Origin of the sequence: Micromonospora sp. NPDC049049 (assembly GCF_040649115.1) — a bacterium.
Classification (GTDB): Bacteria; Actinomycetota; Actinomycetes; order Mycobacteriales; family Micromonosporaceae; genus Micromonospora.
In genome coordinates, this window is the sequence record NZ_JBEZEX010000021.1 from 100460 (window position 1) to 122515 (window position 22056).

The 22056-nt window shown below is 68.7% G+C and carries 17 protein-coding genes; 15 read left to right on the plus strand and 2 right to left on the minus strand.

Going from position 1 to position 22056, the window contains the following annotated elements; translation table 11 throughout:
• Positions 1-55: 55 nt before the first annotated feature.
• Together AB0B68_RS21640 and AB0B68_RS21645 are read left to right on the plus strand one after the other, a co-directional pair.
• Positions 56-1513 (plus strand): endo-1,4-beta-xylanase, encoded by a 1458-nt coding sequence (locus AB0B68_RS21640; RefSeq protein ID WP_357262149.1) that lies wholly within the window; start codon positions 56-58, stop codon positions 1511-1513.
• Positions 1514-1940: 427 nt separating this feature from the next.
• Positions 1941-3329 (plus strand): RICIN domain-containing protein, encoded by a 1389-nt coding sequence (locus AB0B68_RS21645; protein ID WP_357262115.1) that lies wholly within the window; start codon positions 1941-1943, stop codon positions 3327-3329.
• Between the two features lie 72 nt (positions 3330-3401).
• Here AB0B68_RS21645 and AB0B68_RS21650 read toward each other — a convergent pair whose 3' ends face one another.
• Positions 3402-4172 carry a FadR/GntR family transcriptional regulator gene (locus tag AB0B68_RS21650; protein ID WP_357232325.1) on the minus strand — a complete coding sequence of 257 codons (771 nt, stop codon included), beginning with the start codon at positions 4170-4172 and terminating at the stop codon, positions 3402-3404.
• 146 nt (positions 4173-4318) lie between these two features.
• Here AB0B68_RS21650 and AB0B68_RS21655 point away from each other — a divergent pair, with 146 nt between their 5' ends.
• From AB0B68_RS21655 to AB0B68_RS21690, 8 genes are all read left to right on the plus strand, one after another.
• The gene (locus AB0B68_RS21655) at positions 4319-5581 is read left to right on the plus strand and encodes an extracellular solute-binding protein (RefSeq protein ID WP_357262118.1); all 1263 of its coding nucleotides are present in this window, start codon (positions 4319-4321) and stop codon (positions 5579-5581) included.
• A gap of 4 nt (positions 5582-5585) precedes the next feature.
• Positions 5586-6566 (plus strand): sugar ABC transporter permease, encoded by a 981-nt coding sequence (locus tag AB0B68_RS21660; RefSeq protein ID WP_357207755.1) that lies wholly within the window; start codon positions 5586-5588, stop codon positions 6564-6566.
• Positions 6566-7393 (plus strand): carbohydrate ABC transporter permease, encoded by an 828-nt coding sequence (locus AB0B68_RS21665; protein ID WP_355006931.1) that lies wholly within the window; start codon positions 6566-6568, stop codon positions 7391-7393. The genes AB0B68_RS21660 and AB0B68_RS21665 overlap by 1 nt, the downstream gene beginning before the upstream one ends.
• A 73-nt stretch (positions 7394-7466) precedes the next feature.
• A complete protein-coding gene (locus AB0B68_RS21670; protein ID WP_357262121.1) occupies positions 7467-8618 on the plus strand; it encodes a mandelate racemase/muconate lactonizing enzyme family protein in 1152 nt (383 codons plus the stop codon).
• Between the two features lie 106 nt (positions 8619-8724).
• Entirely contained in the window at positions 8725-9750 is a 1026-nt protein-coding gene (locus AB0B68_RS21675; protein ID WP_357262124.1) for an alcohol dehydrogenase catalytic domain-containing protein, read from the plus strand.
• Positions 9747-10508 carry an SDR family NAD(P)-dependent oxidoreductase gene (locus tag AB0B68_RS21680; RefSeq protein ID WP_357207226.1) on the plus strand — a complete coding sequence of 254 codons (762 nt, stop codon included), beginning with the start codon at positions 9747-9749 and terminating at the stop codon, positions 10506-10508. The genes AB0B68_RS21675 and AB0B68_RS21680 overlap by 4 nt, the downstream gene beginning before the upstream one ends.
• Positions 10505-11383 carry an amidohydrolase family protein gene (locus tag AB0B68_RS21685; protein ID WP_357262128.1) on the plus strand — a complete coding sequence of 293 codons (879 nt, stop codon included), beginning with the start codon at positions 10505-10507 and terminating at the stop codon, positions 11381-11383. Before AB0B68_RS21680 ends, AB0B68_RS21685 begins: the two co-directional genes overlap by 4 nt.
• Positions 11380-12372, plus strand: coding sequence for an aldo/keto reductase (locus tag AB0B68_RS21690; protein ID WP_357262131.1), 993 nt, complete (start codon positions 11380-11382; stop codon positions 12370-12372). The genes AB0B68_RS21685 and AB0B68_RS21690 overlap by 4 nt, the downstream gene beginning before the upstream one ends.
• Before the next feature lie 88 nt (positions 12373-12460).
• Here the strand turns inward: AB0B68_RS21690 and AB0B68_RS21695 are convergent, their stop codons facing one another.
• Entirely contained in the window at positions 12461-16009 is a 3549-nt protein-coding gene (locus AB0B68_RS21695) for a ThuA domain-containing protein (RefSeq protein ID WP_357262134.1), read from the minus strand.
• A 521-nt stretch (positions 16010-16530) separates the two neighbouring features.
• Between AB0B68_RS21695 and AB0B68_RS21700 the strand changes: the two genes are divergently transcribed.
• Genes AB0B68_RS21700 through AB0B68_RS21720 form a run of 5 tightly spaced genes read left to right on the plus strand, consistent with a single transcriptional unit; the run spans position 16531 to position 22052 of the window.
• Positions 16531-18042 carry a sugar ABC transporter ATP-binding protein gene (locus tag AB0B68_RS21700; protein ID WP_357262136.1) on the plus strand — a complete coding sequence of 504 codons (1512 nt, stop codon included), beginning with the start codon at positions 16531-16533 and terminating at the stop codon, positions 18040-18042.
• Positions 18039-19010 (plus strand): ABC transporter permease, encoded by a 972-nt coding sequence (locus AB0B68_RS21705; RefSeq protein WP_112585260.1) that lies wholly within the window; start codon positions 18039-18041, stop codon positions 19008-19010. Before AB0B68_RS21700 ends, AB0B68_RS21705 begins: the two co-directional genes overlap by 4 nt.
• A gap of 2 nt (positions 19011-19012) precedes the next feature.
• Positions 19013-19996, plus strand: a complete 984-nt coding sequence (locus AB0B68_RS21710) for an ABC transporter permease (protein WP_357262139.1) — start codon at positions 19013-19015, stop codon at positions 19994-19996.
• Between the two features lie 13 nt (positions 19997-20009).
• Positions 20010-21194 carry an ABC transporter substrate-binding protein gene (locus AB0B68_RS21715; RefSeq protein ID WP_307857817.1) on the plus strand — a complete coding sequence of 395 codons (1185 nt, stop codon included), beginning with the start codon at positions 20010-20012 and terminating at the stop codon, positions 21192-21194.
• A 6-nt stretch (positions 21195-21200) separates the two neighbouring features.
• Positions 21201-22052: a sugar phosphate isomerase/epimerase family protein gene (locus AB0B68_RS21720; RefSeq protein ID WP_357262143.1), complete on the plus strand. Its 852-nt coding sequence runs from the start codon at positions 21201-21203 to the stop codon at positions 22050-22052.
• Positions 22053-22056: the final 4 nt, after the last annotated feature.

A 22056-nucleotide genomic window follows, 5' to 3' on the forward strand; every position in this document is an offset into this window, starting at 1 on the left:
AAGTGGCACATCACCACCACCGATGCAACCACTGAAAAGGAACGCCATGAAACCCATGAGAACGATGCTGGCGGCGGCGACCATGGCCGTCGCCCTCACCACCGGTATGACGGTGGCGCTGACCCCCGCATCCGGTGCCGGCACGACCCTGAAGGCGGCCGCCGCCGAGAAGGGCCGCTACTTCGGCGCGGCTGTCGCCGTCGGCAAGCTGTCGACCAGCGCATACACGACGATTTTGAACCGTGAGTTCAACAGTGTCGTGGCCGAGAACGAGATGAAGTGGAGCTCCACCGAGCCGCAGCAGGGCACCTTCACCTACTCCAGTGGTGACCGCCTGGTCAGTCACGCGCAGGCCAACGGCATGAGCGTGCGGGGTCACACCCTGTTGTGGCACGCGCAGCAGCCGGGCTGGGCGCAGGGCATGTCGGGCAGCGCGTTGCGCAACGCGATGATCAACCACGTCACCCAGGTCGCCACGCACTACCGGGGGAAGATCTACGCCTGGGACGTGGTGAACGAGGCGTTCGCCGACGGTGGTTCCGGTGGGCGGCGTGACTCGAACCTGCAGCGCACCGGCAACGACTGGATCGAGGCGGCCTTCCGGGCGGCGCGGGCGGCGGATCCGGGTGCGAAGTTGTGTTACAACGACTACAACACCGACGGGGTCAACGCGAAGTCGACCGGCATCTACAACATGGTGCGGGACTTCAAGTCCCGTGGCGTGCCGATCGACTGCGTGGGTTTCCAGTCGCACCTGGGCACCTCGCTGGCCGGTGACTACCAGGCCAACCTCCAGCGGTTCGCCGACCTCGGCGTGGACGTCCAGATCACCGAGCTGGACGTGATGACCGGCGGCAACCAGGCCAACATCTACGGCGCCGTCACCCGCGCCTGCCTGGCGGTCTCGCGCTGCACCGGCATCACCACCTGGGGTGTACGGGACTGCGACTCGTGGCGTGGCTCGGACAACGCGCTGCTGTTCGACTGCAACGGCAACAAGAAGGCCGCGTACACCGCCGTCCTGGACGCTCTCAACGGCGGCTCGACCCCGCCCACCACGCCCCCACCGGGCTCCGGCGTGGACACCAGCGCCTGGTACGTGTTGTTGAACCGCAACAGCGGCAAGGCGCTGGACGTGTACGCCTCGGCCACGAACGACGGGGCGCGGATCAGCCAGTGGACGCGCAACAACGGCGTCAACCAGCAGTGGCAGTTCGTCGACTCGGGGAGTGGCTACTACCGGGTGAAGTCCCGCAACTCCAGCAAGGTGCTCGACGTCAGTGGTTTTTCCACCGCTGATGGCGGCGCGATCGTGCAGTGGTCCGACCTCAACGGGACGAACCAGCAGTTCCGACTCGCGAACTCGGCCGACGGCTACGTACGTCTGATCAACCGCAACAGCAACAAGGCGGTCGAGGTGCAGGGTTCTTCCACCGCCGACGGTGGAAACATCGTCCAGTACGCCGACTGGGGCGGCAACAACCAGCAGTGGCAACTGGTCCGGATCGGCTGACGACCGGCGCCATCGACCGGGGGAGCGGGAGCTGCCGGCTGCTCGGGATCCGGCCGGCGCCCGCCCCCGGCGAGGTGTGACCAGTGGCGGCCCGCCCCATCCGGGGCGGGCCGCCCTGACCGTCAGGTCGCCGCTTGGCGTGATCGTGCAGATCGATGGCAATCATTTGACGTATGACGTATCACCCGCTAATTTTCACCCCGCGGGCCACCCGGCCACCGGGAGCCAGGACGTCGTACCGCGCAGTTCGGCGCGGCCTGCCACGAAGCCCGGATCGTGGCATCGCCATCGACGTGCGCCGTTGGCCGCGGGTTGCCCGCACACAACACCCCAGACGTGCTGACGCCACCACCAGGACGCCGGTACGCACGCCACGGCACGCGCGGGCGCTCCCGCTCGTGGGTGACCCCGATCGAAGGAGTGGACCATGAAAGCCCTCGTAGAGGCTCGTCCCGCCTCTCGGCACAGATCTCGCTGGCGCTCAGGGTTGGCCGCGGCGGCGGCCGCGGCCATGGCAGCCAGCGCACTCGTCGCGGTCAACGCGGCGCCGGCGGCCGCAGCCACAGTGGACACCAACGCCTCCTACGTGCTGGTGAACCGCAACAGCGGCAAGGCGCTGGACGTGTACGCCTCGGCCACGAACGACGGGGCGCGGATCAGCCAGTGGACGCGCAACAACGGCCTCAACCAGCAGTGGCAGTTCGTGGACTCCGGGGGTGGCTACTACCGGATCAAGTCGCGGCTCTCGGGCAAGGTGCTCGACGTCAGTGGTTTCTCCACCGCTGACGGCGGCGCGATCGTGCAGTGGTCCGACCTCAACGGGACGAACCAGCAGTTCCGGCTGGCCGACTCGGACGGCGGCTACGTTCGGCTGATCAACCGCAACAGCAACAAGGCAGTCGAGGTGCAGGGTTCTTCCACCGCCGACGGCGGAAACATCGTCCAGTACGCCGACTGGGGCGGCACCAACCAGCAGTGGCAGCTCGTCGCCGTCGGCGGTGGCACCACCCCTCCACCGTCGGGTGGCAGCGGGTGCGGCAAGGCACCGGCGCTGGCCAGCGGCACGCACACGATCCAGAGCAACGGCAAGAGCCGGACCTTCATCCTCCGGGTGCCCGCCAACTACAACAACAGCAACCCCTACCGGCTGATCTTCGCCTTCCACTGGCGGGGCGGCACCATGCAGGAGATCTCCTCCGGCGGCACCAGCGGGACCGCCTGGTCCTACTACGGGCAGCAGGAGCAGTCGAACAACAGCGCCATCCTGGTCGCGCCCCAGGGGTTCGGCAACGGCTGGGGCAACTCCGGCGGTGAGGACATCACCTTCGTCGACGACATGATCAGCCGGATCGAGAGCAGCCTCTGCGTCAACCCGAGGCAGCGGTTCGCGCTCGGCTTCAGTTGGGGTGGCGGCATGAGCTACGCCGTCGCCTGCGCCCGAGCCAACGTCTTCCGGGCCGTCGCGGTCATCTCCGGCGCGCAGATCAGCGGGTGCAGTGGCGGTACGCAGCCGATCGCGTACTTCGGGCTGCACGGCATCACTGACAACGTCCTGAACATCTCCCAGGGCAGGGCGCTGCGCGACACCTTCGTCCGCAACAACGGTTGCACCGCGCAAAGCCCGCGCGAGCCGGCCGGCGGCAGCCGCACCCACATCACCACCGTCTACTCCGGCTGCAGGTCCGGGTACCCGGTGCAGTGGGCCGCGTACGACAACGGCCACATGCCCGGCCCGGTGGACGGCACCTACGCCGAGAGTGGCATCACGACCTGGACCAAGGGTGAGATCTGGAGGTTCTTCGCCCAGTTCTCGTGACTCGTGTCGGCCTCAGCTGGCGGCGCCTGCTCCCGTTCCTCGGGGGCGGGCGCCGTCCGTTGCCCGTGGCGATCAGCGTTCGAGGCGGTCGGGGCTCCCCGAGCCGCTGCGGCGGACCAGCCAGGCCTCGGTGATGTGGGTGAACATCGCCTCGGCGGCGCCGTTCGAGTCGTGGGCGGCGATGCGCTCGTAGATGCGTCGGTGACCCTGGTTGGACGCCACGCACAGCGCCCGCTCGGTCCGGCCCATGTAGCGGGCGGTGTTGATGACCTGGCTCTCCAGTGCCCGTACGACGCCCCGAGCGATGCGGTTGCCGGATGCCTGCATGATCGTGTCGTGGAAGGCCCGGTCGTGGTCGTGGTAGGTGACGTGGTCGTCGACGAGTTCGTCCATCCGGTCCACCATGGCCCGCAGCCGATCGACGGTCTCGGCGTCGGCGTGGCGGGCGGCGACGTTCGCCATGTCGGACTCCAGCACCCGCCGGGTGACGACCAGGTCGTCGAGGATGGCGAGGCTGTCGTCCACCGCGATGGTCGCCGCGAGGACCAGCTCGTCGAGCATGTCCCAGTGCGCCGGTGGGGTCACCATGGTGCCGGCGCCCTGGCGGACCTGCACCAGCCCCTTCTCCTGAAGGATCTTCACTGCTTCCCGGACGACGGTCCGGCTCACGCCGAAGGTCTCGCAGAGGATCGGCTCGGGGGGTAGGGACGACCCGGACGGGTGTACGCCGCGGACAATGCGCTCCACCAGTTCGGCGGTGACCGCCCTGGCGAGGTTGGTCGGCCGACGCACCCATGCCGGGGTCCCCGGGCTGTTCAGGGCTGTTTCCTGCGGTGGCGTCATGTCCCCCTCCGATGGCTCGCCGTGGCACGACGTCCGGATCAGTGTACGGCCGACCGTTGACGTAACACGTCATACGAGTTACCTTCCGGTCAACATTTGGCTAGCGGGGCACCCGCCGGCCACCCCCCATATAGAGGTGACAACTGATGAGACAGCGCGCAATGTGGTCGGCCGTCCTCGTTGTGGGCCTGGCCCTGGCCGGTTGTGGAAGTGCTAGCGATTCGGGCAAATCGACCAGCTCCGATGGCAAGTTGGTCGTGTGGGACTGGAAATCCGGCGAGCCATTCGCCAAATCCTATCTGGACAAGGCCAAGGCCGACTTCAAGAAGAAGCACGCCGACGTCGAGGTCGAGTTCGTCGCGCAGCCGTTCGACCAGTACTACACCCTGCTCGGCGCGGCAATTCAGTCCGGCAAGGGCCCCGACGTCATGATGTTCAACGGCGGTGGCCAGATCCGCGACCGGGTGGACGCGTTGGTGCCGATCACCGACTACGTCGCCGAGGACAAGCAGCGGCTGGCCGGATGGGACGCGTTCACCAAGGACGGCAAGGTCTACGGCAGCCCGGTGACGCTGCAGGGCTACCCGATCTACTACAACAAGGAGATCTACCGGAAGGCCGGCCTCGACCCGGCCAGTCCGGCCACCACCTGGGACAAGTTCGTCGCGGACTGCGCCGCCATCGCCAAGGCCAACTCCAAGTGCTTCGCCCTCGGCAACAAGGAAGGCGTCGGCATCCAGTTCTGGCTCTCCAGCATGGGGTCGGTGACCCTCACCGCCGCGGAGTACGACGCCTGGATCACCGGCAAGCGCGACTGGACCTCGCCCAACGTGAAGCGGATCTTCGAGCTCTGGAAGGAGACCGGAGTCAAGAAGATGAACACGGACGGGGCCAACTCGACCGCGATGTTCAACGACTCCTTCGCAGCCTTCCAGTCCGGCAAGGCCGCCCACGTCATGGGCCTCATGTCCGACGTCGGGCACTGGAAGTCCTTCAACGAGTTCCTCACCGCGGAGAAGCTCGGCGTCATGAAGGCCCCGGTCGTCACCGCCGGCACCACCCCGACCCTGCCGTACGACGGTGGCATCGGCTATGCCGTGGCCAAGTGGACGAAAGACCCGAAGGTGGCCGCCGACCTGGTGCGCTCCCTGACCGCGGCCGACGCGTTGAAGGCGTTCTACGCTGACGCCGGCGCGATCGCCGCCGACATCACGATCGACGTCTCGCAGGCCGGCCCGGCTGCCTCCACGATCGTCGCCGAGCTGAAGACCGGCAAGCCGGCTCTGCACGTCGCGCTCGACTCGAAGACGATCGACCTGATGGGGCGCCTCTCCCAGCAGCTGCTCAGCGGTTCGATCACCGTCGACGAGGTGGTGAAGCAGTTGGCCGCTTCCGACCAGGCGGGCTGACCTCGTGCCGATCGGAAATACGCAACCGTCGGTCCGCCTGGCTTCGGCCGGGCGGCCCGGCGGCCCGGCGGCCACCTCCCCCGCGCACCGCGGTGGCACCCGTCCCCGTCGCACCCGTGGCGGCCTGGGGGCCGAGCGCTACGCTCCCTACATCCTGGTCGCGCCGGCCGTCCTGATCATCGTGGCGCTGCGGCTCTACCCGCTGATCCTCGGAGTCAACTTCTCCTTCACCGGCGACGGTGACCGGAACGGAGAAGCGGTCGGGTTCGGCAACTACCAGGAACTGTTCGCTGATCCGCTGTTCCGCACCGCGCTGGGCAACGTCGGCCTGTTGGTGTTGCTGCTTCCGGTGGCGGTGGCGATCCCCGGTCTCCTCGCCACGTTCATCTTCCTCCGCGTGCCGGGCCACCGCTTCTACCGCAGCGTCTACTTCTTCCCGGCGGTGCTCTCGCCGGTCATCGTCGGGGCGATCTTCAACCTGCTGCTCGCCTTCGACGGCCCCCTGAACGCCGTGCTCGGGTCGATCGGTGTCGGTCCGGTGGACTGGCTCGGGGACCCGGACGTCGCGATGTTCATGGTGGTGGGCGTGCACATCTGGGCCACCTTCGGGATGGCGCTGGTGGTGTTCCTCGCCGGCTTCGCCACGCTGGACGCCGCGCTGCTGGACGCCGCCCGGGTGGACGGTGCCTCGCTGCTCCAGGTCGTCTGGCACGTGATCATCCCGAGCCTCGCCCGGACCATCCAGTTCGTCTTCGTGACCACGATGATCGGGATGCTGACCTCGATGTTCGGGCTGCTCTTCGTGATGACCAGCGGCGGCCCGGAGGGCTCGACATACCTGCCGGAGTACTACATCTGGATCCAGCAGGGCCAGATGAACCGCCCGGCTCTCGCGTCCGCCGCGTCCACGATCCTCTTCGCGATCATGCTCGTGGTGGGAATGTTGCAGATCAAACTGCTCGAACGATCGGGAAAGGTGGACTGATGTCCCGCGTCCGACTGGGACGGTGGATGATCGCCATCCCGATGTCACTGCTCGCGGTGGCGACGATCTACCCCCTGCTCTTCACCGCGAACGTCGCGTTGAAGACCCGCCGGGACTACATCCTGGACCGGTTCGGCCTGACCAGCACTCTGCAATGGGAGAACATCAGCACGGCGTGGACCAGCGTCGGTATGGGCCGCTACTTCGTCAACTCGCTGGTCGTGGTGACGTCGTCGGTGCTGCTGCTGCTCCTGCTCGGGTCGATGGCCGGCTTCGCGCTGAGCCAGTTGCGGTTCCGTGGCTCGTCGGCGTTGTTCCTGGGCTGCCTCGCGGGGCTCTTCATCCCGTTCCAGGTCATCATGGTGCCGCTCGCCCGGATCATGGCCGACACCGCGCTGATCGACACGTACCCGGGTCTGATCCTCGTCTACGTGGCCCAGTTCCTGCCCTTCACTGTCTTCCTGATGACGAGCTACTACAAGGGCATCCCACCGGAGATCGTCGACGCCGCCCGGATCGACGGCAACACCGTGTACGGCGTGTATCGCCGGATCATGCTGCCACTGGGCACCCCGGCGCTGCTGTCGGTCGGCATCCTCAACGCCCTGTTCTGCTGGAACGACGTCCTCATGGCGTTGGTGATGATGCCCTCGGCGGAGAACCGGACGCTCATGATCGGGGTGACCTCGTTGCGAGGGCAGTACAGCGACAACATCCCCACCTTCGCGTCCGGGGTGCTGATCGCCGCCATACCCGTCCTATTGGTCTACCTGTTCCTCCAGCGCCAAATTGCCGACGGCGTCGCCGCCGGTTCCACGAAGGGTTGACATGCGGATCACGGGATATCGGACGCTTACCACGGTCCAGGAATGGGGGCGCCCCGTCGGCGACGCCAACGGCGTGTTTTCCGACGGGGTGGTCCCGGTCTCGATCGTCCTCGTCGACACCGACGAGGGCATCACGGGCGTCGGCCTCGGGCCGCACGTCGAGATCGAGCGGATCTTTCCAGCCATCGAGGGCGAAGACCCCCGTGCCGTGACGTCCCTGTACGACCGCATGTTGCGGCACACCTTCAAGGCCGGCCACGCCGGCCCGGTGTTCGGCACCATCGGCGCTCTGGACACCGCGCTGTGGGACATCAAGGCGCAGGCCGCCGGCGAGCCGCTGTGGCGACTGCTGGGCGGACGGGACCGGCGGGTCACCGCCTACGCCTCCGGCCTGGACATCGGGCTCACCGACGACGAACTCGTGGCCGAGTACGAGGTCTACGCGAGCCACGGCCTTCGGGCGGCAAAGCTCAAGGGCGGCCTCGACATCGAGCGCGATCGACACCGCCTCAGCCTGGTCAGGGAGGTTCTGACCGAGGCCGGGCACGGCCGGCGGCCCGGCCTGATGCTCGACGTCAACGAGGCGTGGACCCGCAAGCAGGCCGTCCGACACGTCTGCGAGCTGGAACGCACCCTGGACCTCATCTGGATCGAGGAGCCGGTCCGGCGCTGGGACGCCGAGGGTCTCGCCGCGGTCAGCCGAGGCGTGTCCGCGTCGGTCGCCACCGGTGAGAACCTGACCGGGCTGGAACAGTACCGTCCGCTGATCGCCGCCGGTGCTGTCGACATCGTCCAGATGGCGGCCGTCTGGGGGGTCACCCACTTCCTGCGGGCGTCCGCCCTGGCCCATGCCCACGACCTGCCGGTCAGCCCGATCGGCAACAGCCCCGTCGGGTTGCTGCACGCCGCGACCTCGGTGCCGAACCACCTGACCAGCGAGTTGCAGGACCTGCACACACCCGTTGGTGTCTCCATCGACCTGCACGTCGAGGATGGCGCCTTCATCCTCGGTGACGCACCCGGTCTCGGGGTCCGGGTGGACGAGGAGCGGATCCGGGCGGTCAACCGCCGCCCGCAGGCGCAGACGGCCGACAGCCCCAACGTCCGGCCGGAGCGGGCCGGACGACGGCTGCTGGCCGGAGTCGACGGGGTGATCCCCACCCGCCAGGTGCCTGTCGTGTCGCTGAATTCCCGCAACGAGGTGTCGCCGACCGTACGGCACTGAGCTGAGCACCAGAGAAGGAAGGGCGTGGGTGCATCGCGACGGCGATGCACCCACGACCATGCCCGGTCGGCACGACCGACGTACCGACCGTCGAGACGGAGGAACGATGAAGGCAGTCGTCTACCGGGGAGCCCGACACCTCGGAATCGAGAACCGCGACCCGGAGCCACCGGGCCCCGGCCAGGTACGGATCGAGGTGGCCTACACCGGCATCTGCGGTACGGATCTGCACATCTACCACGGGGACATGGACGCCCGGGTTGGTGACTCCGCGATCATCGGGCACGAGATGTCCGGGCGGATCGCGGCCGTCGGCGACGGCGTGACCGGCTGGAACATCGGTCAGGCCGTCACCGTGATGCCGACCCGGCCCTGCGGACGCTGCGCCGCCTGCCAGCGGGGCAACTCACACGTCTGCCACGCGATGAACTTCCTCGGCATCGACTCACCGGGTGCCATGCAGTCCTCCTGGACGGTGCCGGTGGAACTGGTCCTGCCGCTTCCCGAGGAGTTGCCCCTCGACCACGCGGCGCTCGTCGAGCCGGTGGCGGTCGCCGTGCACGACGTACGCCGGGGGAACGTGACCGCCGACGACCAGGTCGTCGTGGTCGGTGGTGGGCCGGTCGGCGTCCTCATCGCCACCGTCGCCCGGGGCCGTGGCGCGCGGGTGCTCCTCGTCGAGCCGGACCCGTTCCGACGCGAGGTGGCGGAGGGGGTCGGCATCGAGGCCGTCGACCCCCGAGCGACCGACGTCGTGGCGCTGGTCAACGACCGTACCGATGGCGCGGGCGCCGACATCGCCTTCGAGGTGTCCGGCGCACCGGCCGGCGTCACCACTGCTGTCGACGTCCTGACCACCCGTGGGCGGCTGGTCATGGTGGCGATCCATCCTCAGCCCCGCGAGGTCAACCTGCACCGGTTCTTCTGGCGTGAACTGGAGCTCCTGGGTGCCCGGCTGTATCAGCGCGACGACATGGTGGAGGCGATCCGGTTGGTCGCCTCGGGTGCCATCCCGGCACAGCGGCTGATCTCCCGGGTCGAGCCGGTTGAGGCGGCCAGCGCGGCCTTCGAGGCGCTGGAGGGTGGCGGCGTCATGAAGGTGCTGCTCGATGTGCGGGAGGGGAACCAGTGACGGCGTTGTTCGACCTGTCCGGCCAGACCGCCGTCGTGACCGGGGCGCGGCGCGGTATCGGCCTCGCCATGGCCGAGGCCCTGGCCCTGGCGGGCGCCGACATCGTGGGGGTCTCCGCCCAGCTCGAAGCGGAGGGCAGCGAGGTCGAACGCCGGGTGCGCGCCACCGGCCGCCGGTTCACCGGGCTGCGGGCGGACCTGGGCGACCGGGCGGCCGTGCACCGGTTGGCCAGTGACATCACCGCTCTCGGGCCGGTCGACATCCTGGTGAACAACGGTGGCACGATCGCCCGGACCCCGGCCGCCGAGCACCCGGACGAGATGTGGGACCAGGTGATCGAGGTCAACCTCAGCAGCCAGTTCGTCCTCAGCCGGGAGATCGGCCGGACGATGGTCGAGCGCGGCCGAGGAAAGATCATCTTCACCGCGTCGCTGTTGAGTTTCCAGGGCGGCATCACCGTCCCCGGTTACGCCGCCTCGAAGTCGGGCGTGGCCGGCCTCACCAAGGCGCTGGCGAACGAGTGGGCGGCCCACGGGGTGAACGTCAACGCCATCGCGCCCGGCTACATCGCCACTGACAACACCCAGGCGCTGCGCGACGACCCCGACCGCAACCAGGCGATCCTCGGCCGGATTCCGGCCGGGCGGTGGGGCCGGGCCGACGATCTCGGCGGTGCCACAGTGTTCCTGGCGTCGACAGCGTCGGACTACGTCAACGGCGTGGTGCTGCCCGTCGACGGCGGCTGGTTGGGCCGATGACGGGCGCGCAGGAGCACGGGCGGGCCGGGATCGTCGACGCACACCACCACCTCTGGGTCCGGGCACGGCACCCGCAGCCGTGGATCGACCCGGTGACCATGGCGGCCATCGACGCCGACTTCGAACCCGCCGATCTCGCGCCGCCGGCCCGGGCGGCCGGGGTCACAGCGACAGTGGTGGTGCAGTCCATCGCCTCCGTCACGGAGACGGTCGACCTGCTGGGAGTGGCCGCCGAGGACACCCTGGTCCGTGGGGTCGTCGGCTGGGTGGACCTGACCGCGGCCGACGTCGCGGAGCACCTCGACGGTCTGCGGGCAGCCCGAGGTGGGGAACGCCTCGTCGGCATCCGCCACCTCGTGCAGTCCGAGACCGACCCGGCGTACCTGGACCGTCCCGACGTCCGTCGGGGGATCGCGGCGGTGGGCGCCGCCGGCCTCGTCTTCGACCTGCTGGTACGCCAGCACCAACTCCCCATGGCCGCGCGTCTCACACGCGACCTGCCGGAGGTCAGCTTCGTCCTCGACCACCTCGGCAAGCCCGCGCTCGGCAGTCCGGACATGGCCGAGTGGGGCCGGGACCTGCGGTCGTTGGCGGCCTCGCCCAACACGACGGCGAAGCTCTCCGGGCTGGTGACCGAGGTGCCGCACTCGCACTGGACGCCGGCTGACCTTGGACCCGCCGTCGAGGACGCCCTCGACGCGTTCGGGCCGGAGCGACTGATGTTCGGCTCGGACTGGCCGGTCTGCCTGCTCGCCAGTTCGTACCAGCGGTGGGTCGACACCCTGGCCGAGTTGCTGGAGGGCCGGGACGGGGCCGACCAGGCGTCGGTCTGGGGTGGGACGGCACGCCGCGTCTACGGCTTGGAGCCCTCATGATGGCGCGCTCACTGCCACGCCGCCCGCAGCTACGGCTCACCGAGCTGGGCTTCGGCGCGGCCCAGGGGGGCAACCTGTACCGGGCGACGACGGACGAGGAGTTCGCCTCGGCGGTCGACGCCGCGTGGGAGGCAGGCGTCCGGTACTTCGACACCGCGCCGCACTACGGTCTCGGGCTGTCCGAACGCCGCCTCGGCGTCGCGTTGCGCCAACGGCCGCGCGACGAGTACGTGGTGTCGACGAAGGTCGGGCGACTTCTGGTGCCGTCGCCTGGGGACGCGCACCTGCGGGACTCCGACGGGTTCGACGTGCCCGCCACCCACCGGCGGGTGTGGGACTTCAGCCGCGACGGCGTGCTGCGTTCCATCGAGGCCAGCCTGGAGCGGACCGGGCTGGACCGGATCGACGTCGTCTACCTGCACGACCCGGACGACCACTGGGAGCAGGCCGCGCACGAGGCCGTACCCGCCCTGATCGACCTGCGCGACCAGGGCGTCGTGGGCGCGATCGGCGCCGGGATGAACCAGTCGGCGATGCTGGCCCGGTTAGTCCGGGAGACCGACGTCGACGTGATCATGTGCGCCGGGCGGTACACCCTGCTCGAACAGGGCGCCGCCGCCGATCTGCTGCCGGCCGCCGAGAGCCGGGGGGTGGGCGTGGTCATCGCCGGCGTCTACAACTCGGGCCTGCTCGCGCGGGACCGGCCGCCGGCCGACGCCGTCTACAACTACGAGCAGGCCCCGGCGGAGTTGATCGAGCGGGCGCGGCGGATCGCCACCGTCTGCGAGACGTACGGGGTGACACTGCCGCAGGCGGCGCTCGCCTTCGTCCGCCGGCACCCGGCCGTGGTGTCGACGGTGGTCGGCGTCCGCACCGAGGCGCAGGTGACCGAGACGGTACGACGCTCCGATGTCGCCGTACCCGAGGAGCTGTGGGGCGCCCTGGCGGCGGCCGGGCTGCTGGACGTGCCGCCTGGTCTGCCTGCCTGATCGACGACGACGTCCCGGCCGGGACCGGCTCCGTTACTCGGATACCGGTCCCGACCGGGACGTCATCTGTTACCGCGACAGCCGCAGGTCAGAGCGCGGTGAAGCGCCACTGCTGGTTCGTCGCGTTGCTGCAGGTCCACTGCAACACCCGGGCGCCGTCGGCCGTGGACGCGCCGTTGACGTCCAGGCAGAGCCCGCTCAGCACACTCTTCACCGAGTACACGCCGGAGGTTCCGGTCGCGGTGGCGGTGAACTTCTGCTGGTTGCCGTTGTTGCAGGTGGCCTGCTGGAGGAAGGCACCCGCCGCGGTCGAGCTGCCAGTGACCTCGACGCACTTGCCGCTGTGCACCGCCTTGAGGTAGAGCGCGCCGTTGCCGGCGTCGACGGCCTGCCACTTCTGGTTGTTGCCACCGGTGGACGCCCACTGGGTGATCTGGGCGCCGTCGGCGGTGGAGACACCGCTGACGTCCATCAGCTTGTTGCTGTGCTGCGCCGTGACCGTGTAGGTCTTGCCGGCCAGGCCGGTGCCGGTGCCGGTGCCGGGTGTCCCGACGCCGTTGCCGCCGAAGGTGTGCGCGTCCAGATCGAACGAGTTGTTGCTGTTCTTGAACACCATGTAGAGCGTGTGCGTACCGCCGAGGGCGGCGACGCTCACCGGCGTCGTGGACTGGTAGTTGTCCCAGCCACCCGTGCTGGGCACCGTGGTGGTGGCCAGCAGGGTGCCGGTCGGCGAGTCGGCCCGCAGCTCGATCGAGCCGCCGCCGGACGGCGACGACAGCCGGTAGCTGACCGTCGAGATCCCCGACAGGTTCATCGGGTTGAACGCGATCCAGTCGTTGCTGGAGATGTCACCGACGCGCTTGGTGCTCTCCGCGGCCGCCTGGTCGACCACCCGGATGCCGGACTGGCTGCTGAAGTACTCGGACTGCTTGTGCTTCGGTTGCAGGATCGCCTGGGCGGTGCCGGTGAGCGGGGACCCGCCGCCCGAGCCGCCGTTGTCGGTGTACCGCGCGTTCAGCACGTAGAACAGGTTGGCGCCATCGGGGTGCCCACCGAGCAGGTCGGTGGAGATGGTGCCCGAGCAGCCCGGGTACTCGGTGGTCTCGTGAGCGTGGTCGTCGTGACCCAGCGCCGGGTTGAGGAACACCTTCGAGCAGTCGACGGTTCCGCCGTCCGGATCGGTCACTGTGATCTGGTACGACACCTTGTCACCGAAGGTCAGCATGCCGCCGTTGCCCGGTGTGGTGATGGTGACCACCGGGGCGCTGTTGCCGACGGTGATCGGAACGTTGGCGAAGCCGGTCTTGCCGGCGCTGTTGGTGACCTTCAACTGGGCGGTGTAGTTGCCGTTGGAGGTGTACACCTTCGACGGGTTGGCCGCCGTCGAGGTGGTGCCGTCGCCGAACGTCCACAGGTAGCTCAGCGCGTTGCCGTCCGGGTCGGACGTGCCAGCGCTGCTGAACTGGACGGTCAGCGGTGCGCTGCCGCTGGTGGGCGTGCCGGTGGCCTTGACGATCGGTGACCGGCCGCCCTGGTTGTAGTCGATCCGGTAGAGCCCGGAGTCGCTGTTGCCGCCGCCGAAGTTGGTGCCCCACTCCAGCAGGTAGAGCGAGCCGTCCTTGCCGAACTCCATGTCCATCGGCTTGTTGAACCGCACGTTGGGCAGGAACGGGTTGGTGCGGGTGACCGCCGAGGAGGAGTCGAAGTGCACCTCCTTGACGTAGTTGCGCGCCCACTCGTAGAAGAAGTGCACACCGTCGTAGTAGGGCGGGAACTTCGTCGCGGAGGGGTTCGACGCGTCGTACCGGTAGACCGGGCCACCCATCGGGGCCGAGCCGCCGGAGCCCAACTCCGTGAAGGTCGGCGAGGTGCCGTAGCCATACCAGATATTGGGTGCGACGACCGGCTTCAGGCTGGTCAGACCGGTGTTGTTCGGCGAGTTGTTGACCGGCGAGCTGCAGTTGAACTTGGAGCCGACGACGCCGGTGTCCGGGTTGAAGGGCGCGTAGGGCTGGTTGTCGCCGTGGCAGAACGGCCAGCCGTAGTTGCCGGCCTGCTTGATGACGTTCAGCTCGACCAGGCCCTCGGGCCCGCGGTTGGTGGTGGGCGGGTTCCGGTCCGGTCCGTAGTCGGCCAGGTAGACCCAGCCGTTGGCCGGGTCGATGGAGAAGCGGAACGGGTTGCGGAAGCCCATCGCGTAGACCTCGGGCTTGGTCTGCGCGGTGCCCTGGGGGTAGAGGTTGCCCGACGGGATGGTGTAGCCACCGCTGGCCGAGGGCCGGATGCGCAGCAGCTTGCCGCGCAGGTCGTTGGTGTTACCGGCGCTGCGGGCGGCATCGAGGTTGGACTTGCCCGACCGCCAGTCCAGCGGGGCGTAGCCCTGCCAGTTCGGGTCCAGGTTCGGCGGTGTGTCGTCGCCGGTGCCGATGAAGAGGTTGCCGTCCGGGCCGAACTTGATGTACCCGCCGGTGTGGCCGGGCTCGGGGAACGTGCGGTCCCGGTACGCCGGAATGTCGATGATCGTCACGCCGCTCGACGTGTTCAGCGTGTCACCGCTGACCGTGTAGCGGGAGACCCGGTTGACGTCGGTGCTGCTGCTGGCTGGCGAGTGGTAGAGGTAGATGTAGCCGTTGGTGGCGAAGTTGGGGTCCAGCGCCATACCGGTGAGGCCGTCCTCACCGCCGGTGTAGACGCTGAGCGTGCCGGCGGTGACGGTGCTGTTGGTGGAGGGCTTGAAGATCTTCACCTGGCCGCCGCGCTGGACGTAGAAGACCCGGCCGTCCGGTGCCACACCCAGCGCCATCGGGTCGACTGTGTTGTCGTCGAGGGTGCGCTTCTCGAAGTTGCCCCAGACGGTGCCGCCGCAGTCACCGGCGGCGTTACCGGCCGCCCACTTGATGCCACCGAGCACGTGATTCTGGAAGTTCGCCTCGCTGTAGGAACCGATCGCGTGGCCCATCGCGGTGGCCCACACCCGTCCGCCATTGGTGTTGCGGCACCAGGAGATCGGATGATCCGGGCCCATCGCCCGGGATCCCGGGTTGTACGTGCGCTCGTCGGCGGTCACCAGCACGTGCACGTTGCCGCGCGGGTTGGCGTCGAAGTTGTACCACTCTTCGCTGCGGGTCCACCGATCCGGCAGGCTGGCCGTCGACGGGTGCTTCTTGTCGGCGACGATGGCGGTGCCCTGGAGCACGCCGGGGGAGTGCTCGGGCATGTGGGCGCCACCGTTGATGGTCTGGTCCCACCACGGGTATTCGCTCTCGATGCCCATGTCGAGGGCGTTGTGGATGCCCACGATGCCCTTGCCGCTGGCGAGGTAACCCTCCACCGCCTGGCGCTGCGCCGCCGAGGTCCAGACCATGCCGGAGGTCTGGAGCATGACGATCACGTCGAAGGTGGCCAGGTTGCTGGCCGTGAAGACGCTGGAGTCCTCGGTGGCCACCACCTCGAAGTTGTTCGCGGTGGCCTGCTGCTGGATCATGCTGATCCCGGCGGCGATCGAGTCGTGGCGGTAGCCGGTGGTCTTACTGAACACCAGGGCGCGGAAGGCGGGGGCCGCCGACGCGGGTGGGGCGAGGCCGAGCGCCAGTAACAGGCCGGCGATCACCGAGATGAGCAATGTGTTACGACGCATGCCGTCTCCTAGGTTGGGCGGGCGTAGGGATTGCGACCACGGGCCCTCCGACGCGTCAGGTTGACCCTGGACACGTGAGGGGACGCGGGCGCGCTTGTCTGCCTCTTGCCGTTCGCCGCAACGGCAGTCAGACCTGCGAGACGTCACACAGCGTGATCGTGGCTGTGGTTCTCGTCCCGGGGTCCACGAGGTCAGGATGAGCTAGAGATCGATGGCTGTCAATCCGCAAAGTAACGTCCGACGTCCTGCCCGGTGGACGGCGTCCGCGCCCGGCTTCCTCGCTGCGGTGCCGCCTGCCGATCCCGGCCCGACCTGGCAGTCAGGCTTGATCGAGGATTGCGGACCCGCATCCAAACATCTATCTTCATACGTGTGATGTTTCGTCGGTGTCAAGGGAATGTTTGCACCGCAAGAACGTAAGTCGTGGTTGTCGCCACGAAAGCTTGTTGTTCAGTGCCTCAAAGCCGCCGTAGTGTGGCATCTAAACGTGTCTATGACTACTGTCTGTGAGGGCTTTCGGGATGTCAGATCCGCCGCCGACGCCGCTTCTCACCCTCCGGGGCATCGGCAAGTCCTTCCTCGGAGTCCGCGTTCTCGACGGTGTCGACCTCGATGTCGCGCCGGGCGAGGTGCACGCCGTTGTCGGTGAGAACGGTGCCGGGAAGTCGACCCTCATGAAGATCGTCTCGGGCGGGCACGCCCCGGACGGTGGCACTGTCGAGTTCGCCGGTGCGACGCGTACGTTCCGTGGCCCGCGCGACGCGCAGCGGGCCGGCATCGGCATCATCCACCAGGAATTCAACCTGCTCCCGGAGCGCACCGTCGCGGAGAACGTCTACCTGGGGCACGAGCCGGTCCGACGCGGGCTCGTCGACCGTCGGGAGATGATCGACCGCACCACGCGGCTGCTCGCCTCGATCGGTGAGACCACGTTGCCGGCCGACGCCCGGGTGGGGCAGCTGGGCGTCGCGCAGCAGCAGGTCGTCGAGATCGCCAAGGCGCTCGCCCTGGACGCGCGGCTGCTCATCATGGACGAGCCGACCGCCGCGTTGGCCGACCACGAGGTCGAGCTGCTCTACGGGCTGGTGCGCCGACTCCAGGAGCGGGGCATCGGGCTGCTGTACGTCTCGCACCGTCTCGCCGAGGTCTTCGACCTGTCCGGGCGGATCACAGTGCTCAAGGACGGCCGTCGCGTCACCACAGTGGACACCGCCGACACCACCGCCGACGAGTTGGTACGGCACATGGTCGGCCGGGAACTGTCCAGCTACTACCCGGACCGGGCCACCCCCGAGGACCGGGGCCCGGTGCGGCTCAACCTTCGCGACGCGGGCAACCGGAAGCTGCGGGACATCAACCTCCAGTTGCGCGCCGGCGAGGTGCTCGGCATCGGCGGCCTCCAGGGTTCCGGGCGCTCGGCGCTGGCCCGCGCGATCTTCGGGGTGTCACCGTTCACGACCGGCGACATCACACTCGACGACCGGCCGGTCCGACTGCGCTCACCCCGCACCGCCATGCGGGCCGGCATCGCCTACGTCACCGAGGACCGCAAGGGCGAGGGGATCGTCCCCCGGCAGTCGGTGCTGGACAACGCGCTCCTCGCCAGCCGGGCCGTCTTCGCCGCCCGGTCCGGCCGGGCGGCGAGGACCGCCCGGGTACGCGAGTTGCTGGCCGCCGTGGAGATCCGCGGCGCCGGCGACGACCAGGAGATCCGTTTCCTGTCCGGGGGCAACCAGCAGAAGGTCGTGCTGGCCCGATGGCTCGCGCTCAACCCGCGGATCCTGCTCTTCGACGAGCCGACCCGAGGCATCGACGTGGGCGCGAAATCAGCCATCCACGATCTCGTCCGCCGCCTCGCCCGGGATGGCGCGGCCGTGCTGATGATCTCGTCCGATCTACCGGAGCTGCTGGGAATGAGTGACCGGATCGTCGTCATGCGGGACGGCCACGTCGCGGGTGAGCTGCCCGCCGGCGCGACCGAAGAGGAGGTCGTCGCGCTGGCGGTCGGCACGGCACGTGAGGTTGTCGCATGAGCGCTCTGTCGCTGCTGCCGGCCCGGCGTTCCGTACCGGGCGTGTTCGTGGCCCTGACCCTGACCCTGACGATCGGTTGGCTGGTCGTCCTGCTCGACGGTGGTCAGCTCTTCAACCAGTCCACGACAGTGAGTCTGCTGCATGTCGCGGCCGGCCTCGGGCTGGTCGCGGTGGGCCAGACCCTTGTCATCCTGGGGGGCTCGCTGGACCTCTCGGTGGCGTACGTGATCAGTCTCAGCACCCTCGTCGCGGCCGAGACGATGAACGGCAGCGACGGCGCGGTGCTGCCGGCGATCGGCCTGGTGCTCGTCGTCAGCGCCGGTGTCGGGTTGCTCAACGGGCTCCTCGTCACCAGGTTCCGGGTCAACGCGTTCATCGCGACCCTGGGCGTCGGGTTGCTGCTCAAGGGTTATCTCGACAACGGCTACGACGGCCCGGCCGGCACCACCGCACCCTCGCTCGTGCAGGCGCTCGGCTATCAGCGGGTCGGGCCGGTGCCGGTGTCGTTCCTGCTGTTGATAGCGGTCACCGCGGCGGCCTGGTTCGCGCTGTCGCGGACCCGCTTCGGCCACCACCTGGTCGCCGTCGGCGGGGACCCGGAGGTGGCACGGCTCTCCGGCGTCCGCAACGACCGGGTCCTCGTCACCGCCCACGTCCTGTGTTCGATGTGCGCGGGGCTGGCCGGCATCTACCTCGCCAGTCGGCTCGGCTCGGGCGCACCCCGGGTCGGCACCGAGGGCCTCTACGACCTGGAGTCGATCGCCGCGGTGGTGATCGGCGGAACCGCCCTCGCCGGTGGGCGCGGCGGCGTCATCGGCACGGTCGGCGGGGTGCTGCTGCTGGCCAGCATCGACGCCATCTTCAACCAGCTCGAGGTCGACGCCTTCTTCAAGCAGGTGATCCGGGGCGTCATCATCATCGCCGCGGTCGCCGTCTACGCCCGCCGGGCCATGCGAAAGGCGGCCTAGCCATGCAGACCGTCCAGCCCCGTCCCCTGCCACTGCGTCTGCCGCGGCTGCGTCCCGGTGGCGTCCTGCCGATCCTCGCGATCCTCGCGGTGCTGTTGGTGCTCGTCGGCATTCGTCAGCCCGACTTCCTGGCCCCGCAGTCGCTGATGTCCTTCCTCGGCCGTTCGGCCCCGATCATCCTGCTCGCCGCCGGCCAGTACTTCGTGATCGTGTCCGGCGAGTTCGACCTGTCGGTCGGTTCCCTGGTCACCGCCCAGGTGGTGGTGGCCGCCCGGCTGATCGACAGCGACCCGGCGCGTACCTGGCCGGTGGTGCTGCTCCTGCTCGCCTTCGGCGCACTGGTCGGGCTGGTCAACGGCCTGATCACGACACGGCTGCGGGTGCCGTCTTTCATCACCACCCTCGGCATGTTCCTGATCCTCGTCGGCGCTGTCTACCTGTGGTCCGACGGCGCACCGAAGGGTGGGCTCTCCGAGGAGTTCCGGCGGTTCGGTCGGCGGGCCTTCGAGGACGTGCCGGTGCTGGGCCGCGTGCCGTACGCGCTGTTGGTCCTGGTAGTCCTGGCGGTGGCGGCCGTGCTGCTGATGCGCTCGGACTTCGGCCGGACGCTGGTCGCCGTCGGCGACAACCCGCGTACCGCCGAACTCAGCGGCGTACGCGTCTGGCGTACCCGGACCTTCGCCTTCATCCTCAGCGGGCTCGCGGCGGCGGTGGCGGCAATCCTCCTGGGCGGCTACAGCGGCGTGTCGTTCCAGGCCGGCGCGGGCCTGGAGTTCGGTGCGATCACCGCTGTCGTCCTTGGTGGAGTGGCGCTCGGCGGAGGTCGCGGCGCGGTCGTCGGGGCGATGCTCGGCGCGCTGACCCTCGAACTGCTGTTCGCCCTCATGAATTTCTACGGCGTCTCCGGCGCCCTCAGGTCGACCGTCCAGGGCGCGATCATTCTGCTCGCCGTGGCGGTCTCGGCAACCCGTTCTTCGTCGAGATAAAGGGGAAACCATAGTGCGACGTTCCATGGCGGCCATTGCCGCTGTCACCCTGCTGTCCCTTGCCGCCTGTGCCACCGACGAGCCGGCCGCGAGCCCGTCGGGAAGCGCGTCCGCCGCCACTGGTTCCGGCACCGGAGACCAGTCGAAGTTCTTCGTGCAGGCCGACTACGACGCCGAGTTGGCGCTGCTCGACGCGGCACCGACGGGCCCGGCCGACAAGCCATGGGAGCAGGTGCTCAACCCCACGATGGTCGACACCGCCAAGTTCAAGAAGAACGGCCCGCACAAGATCTGCTTCTCGAACGCGGCGCTGAACAACCCCTGGCGGCAGGTCGGGTTCAAGACCATGCAGGCCGAGGTCGAGGCGCAGAAGAGCCGCATCAAGGAGTTCGTGCACGTCGACGCCGAAGGTAAGGACCAGAAGCAGATCGCTGACATCAACGACCTGCTCGGCAAGGGCTGCGACGCGCTCATCGTCTCGCCGAACACCACCGCCACGCTCACCCCGGCCGTCGAGGCGGCCTGCAAGGCGGGGCTGCCGGTCGTCGTCTTCGACCGCGGTGTCAACACGAAGTGCCCGGTGACGTTCATCAACCCCATCGGCGGTTACGGGTTCGGCCACGTCGGGGCCGAGTTCGTCAGCCAGAAGATGAAGCCCGGTGGCAAGGTCCTCGCCCTGCGGATCCTGCCGGGCGTGGACGTCCTGGAGACCCGCTGGTCGGCGGCGAAGGTGGCGTTCGACAAGGCGAAGGTCGACGTCGTGGGCGTCGAGTTCACCGACGGTGACCCGGCCAAGACCAAGAAGATCGTCGACGACTACATCCAGCGGTACGGCACGATCGACGGTGTCTGGATGGACGCCGGAGCGACGGCCGTCGCGGCGGTCGAGGCGTTCCAGGACGCGGGCAAGCCCGTTCCGCCGATGAACGGCGAGGACCAGCTCGACTTCCTGAAGATCTGGAAGGACAAGAACCTCACCGCTATCGCACCGACCTACCCGACCTACCAGTGGCGGACACCGATTCTGGCGGTGCTGCAGATCCTCGACGGCAAGCAGGTGTCCAGCCCGTGGAAGCTGCCACAGCCGACCGTCACGCAGGACAACCTCGACAAGTACCTCGACCCGAGCATGCCGCCGCTGCACTACGCGATGTGCGGCTGCACCGACCTGCCCGGCTACCCGCAGCGCTGGAAGTAGGAACCGATGTACGCCATCGGCGTCAACCCGTGGGTGTGGGCCTCGCCGGTCGACGACAAGGCCCTGGCCGAGCTGATCCCGCGGATCGCATCGTTCGGCTTCGACGCGGTCGAGTTGCCGATCGAGCAGCCCGGTGACTGGGATCCGGTCCGCACCCGGGACCTGCTGGCCGAGCACGGTCTCGTCGCCGCCGGCGTCTGCGCGGTCACCCCGCCCGGACGGGACCTGGTGGACGCCGCGCCAGCGGTCGTCGAGTCGACGGTGGCGTACCTGATGAATTGTGTGGAGAACGCGGCGGCCGTCGGCGCTGGATGCGTCGGCGGCCCCGTGTACGCCTCGGTCGGCCGCACCTGGCGGATGTCGCCAACGGCCCGCGCGGCCTGCTACGCGGAATTCCGGCGGGCCCTGGCACCGGTGGCCGAGCAGGCCGGTGAGTTGGGCGTGAGCATCGGTGTCGAGGCGTTGAACCGCTACGAGACGAGCGTCGTCAACACGATCGAGCAGACGATCGAGTTGATCGACGGGCTACCGCCGAACGTCGGCATCATGATCGATACCTACCACATGAACATCGAGGAGGCCGACCCCTACGCGGCCCTCGCCGTCGCCGGCCGGCACATCAAGCACGTCCAGGTCAGCGGCACCAACCGGGGCGCTCCGGGTGCCGACCACTTCGACTGGCCCCGGTTCTTCACCGTCCTGCGGGACACCGGTTACCAGGGCTCGATCTGCATCGAGTCGTTCACCGCGGAGAACGAAACCATCGCCACCGCCGCGGCGATCTGGCGTCCGTTGGCCCCCTCGCAGGACCGTCTCGCCACGGACGGCCTGCGCTATCTCCGGGAGATCCTCGGATAACTGC

Coding starts and splice junctions, on each gene's coding strand:
- AB0B68_RS21640 (WP_357262149.1), top strand. CDS start 56: ATGAGAACGATGCTGGCGGCGGCGACCATGGCCGTCGCCCTCACCACC.
- AB0B68_RS21645 (WP_357262115.1), top strand. CDS start 1,941: ATGAAAGCCCTCGTAGAGGCTCGTCCCGCCTCTCGGCACAGATCTCGC.
- AB0B68_RS21650 (WP_357232325.1), bottom strand. CDS start 4,172: ATGACGCCACCGCAGGAAACAGCCCTGAACAGCCCGGGGACCCCGGCA.
- AB0B68_RS21655 (WP_357262118.1), top strand. CDS start 4,319: ATGAGACAGCGCGCAATGTGGTCGGCCGTCCTCGTTGTGGGCCTGGCC.
- AB0B68_RS21665 (WP_355006931.1), top strand. CDS start 6,566: ATGTCCCGCGTCCGACTGGGACGGTGGATGATCGCCATCCCGATGTCA.
- AB0B68_RS21675 (WP_357262124.1), top strand. CDS start 8,725: ATGAAGGCAGTCGTCTACCGGGGAGCCCGACACCTCGGAATCGAGAAC.
- AB0B68_RS21685 (WP_357262128.1), top strand. CDS start 10,505: ATGACGGGCGCGCAGGAGCACGGGCGGGCCGGGATCGTCGACGCACAC.
- AB0B68_RS21690 (WP_357262131.1), top strand. CDS start 11,380: ATGATGGCGCGCTCACTGCCACGCCGCCCGCAGCTACGGCTCACCGAG.
- AB0B68_RS21695 (WP_357262134.1), bottom strand. CDS start 16,009: ATGCGTCGTAACACATTGCTCATCTCGGTGATCGCCGGCCTGTTACTG.
- AB0B68_RS21700 (WP_357262136.1), top strand. CDS start 16,531: ATGTCAGATCCGCCGCCGACGCCGCTTCTCACCCTCCGGGGCATCGGC.
- AB0B68_RS21705 (WP_112585260.1), top strand. CDS start 18,039: ATGAGCGCTCTGTCGCTGCTGCCGGCCCGGCGTTCCGTACCGGGCGTG.
- AB0B68_RS21710 (WP_357262139.1), top strand. CDS start 19,013: ATGCAGACCGTCCAGCCCCGTCCCCTGCCACTGCGTCTGCCGCGGCTG.
- AB0B68_RS21720 (WP_357262143.1), top strand. CDS start 21,201: ATGTACGCCATCGGCGTCAACCCGTGGGTGTGGGCCTCGCCGGTCGAC.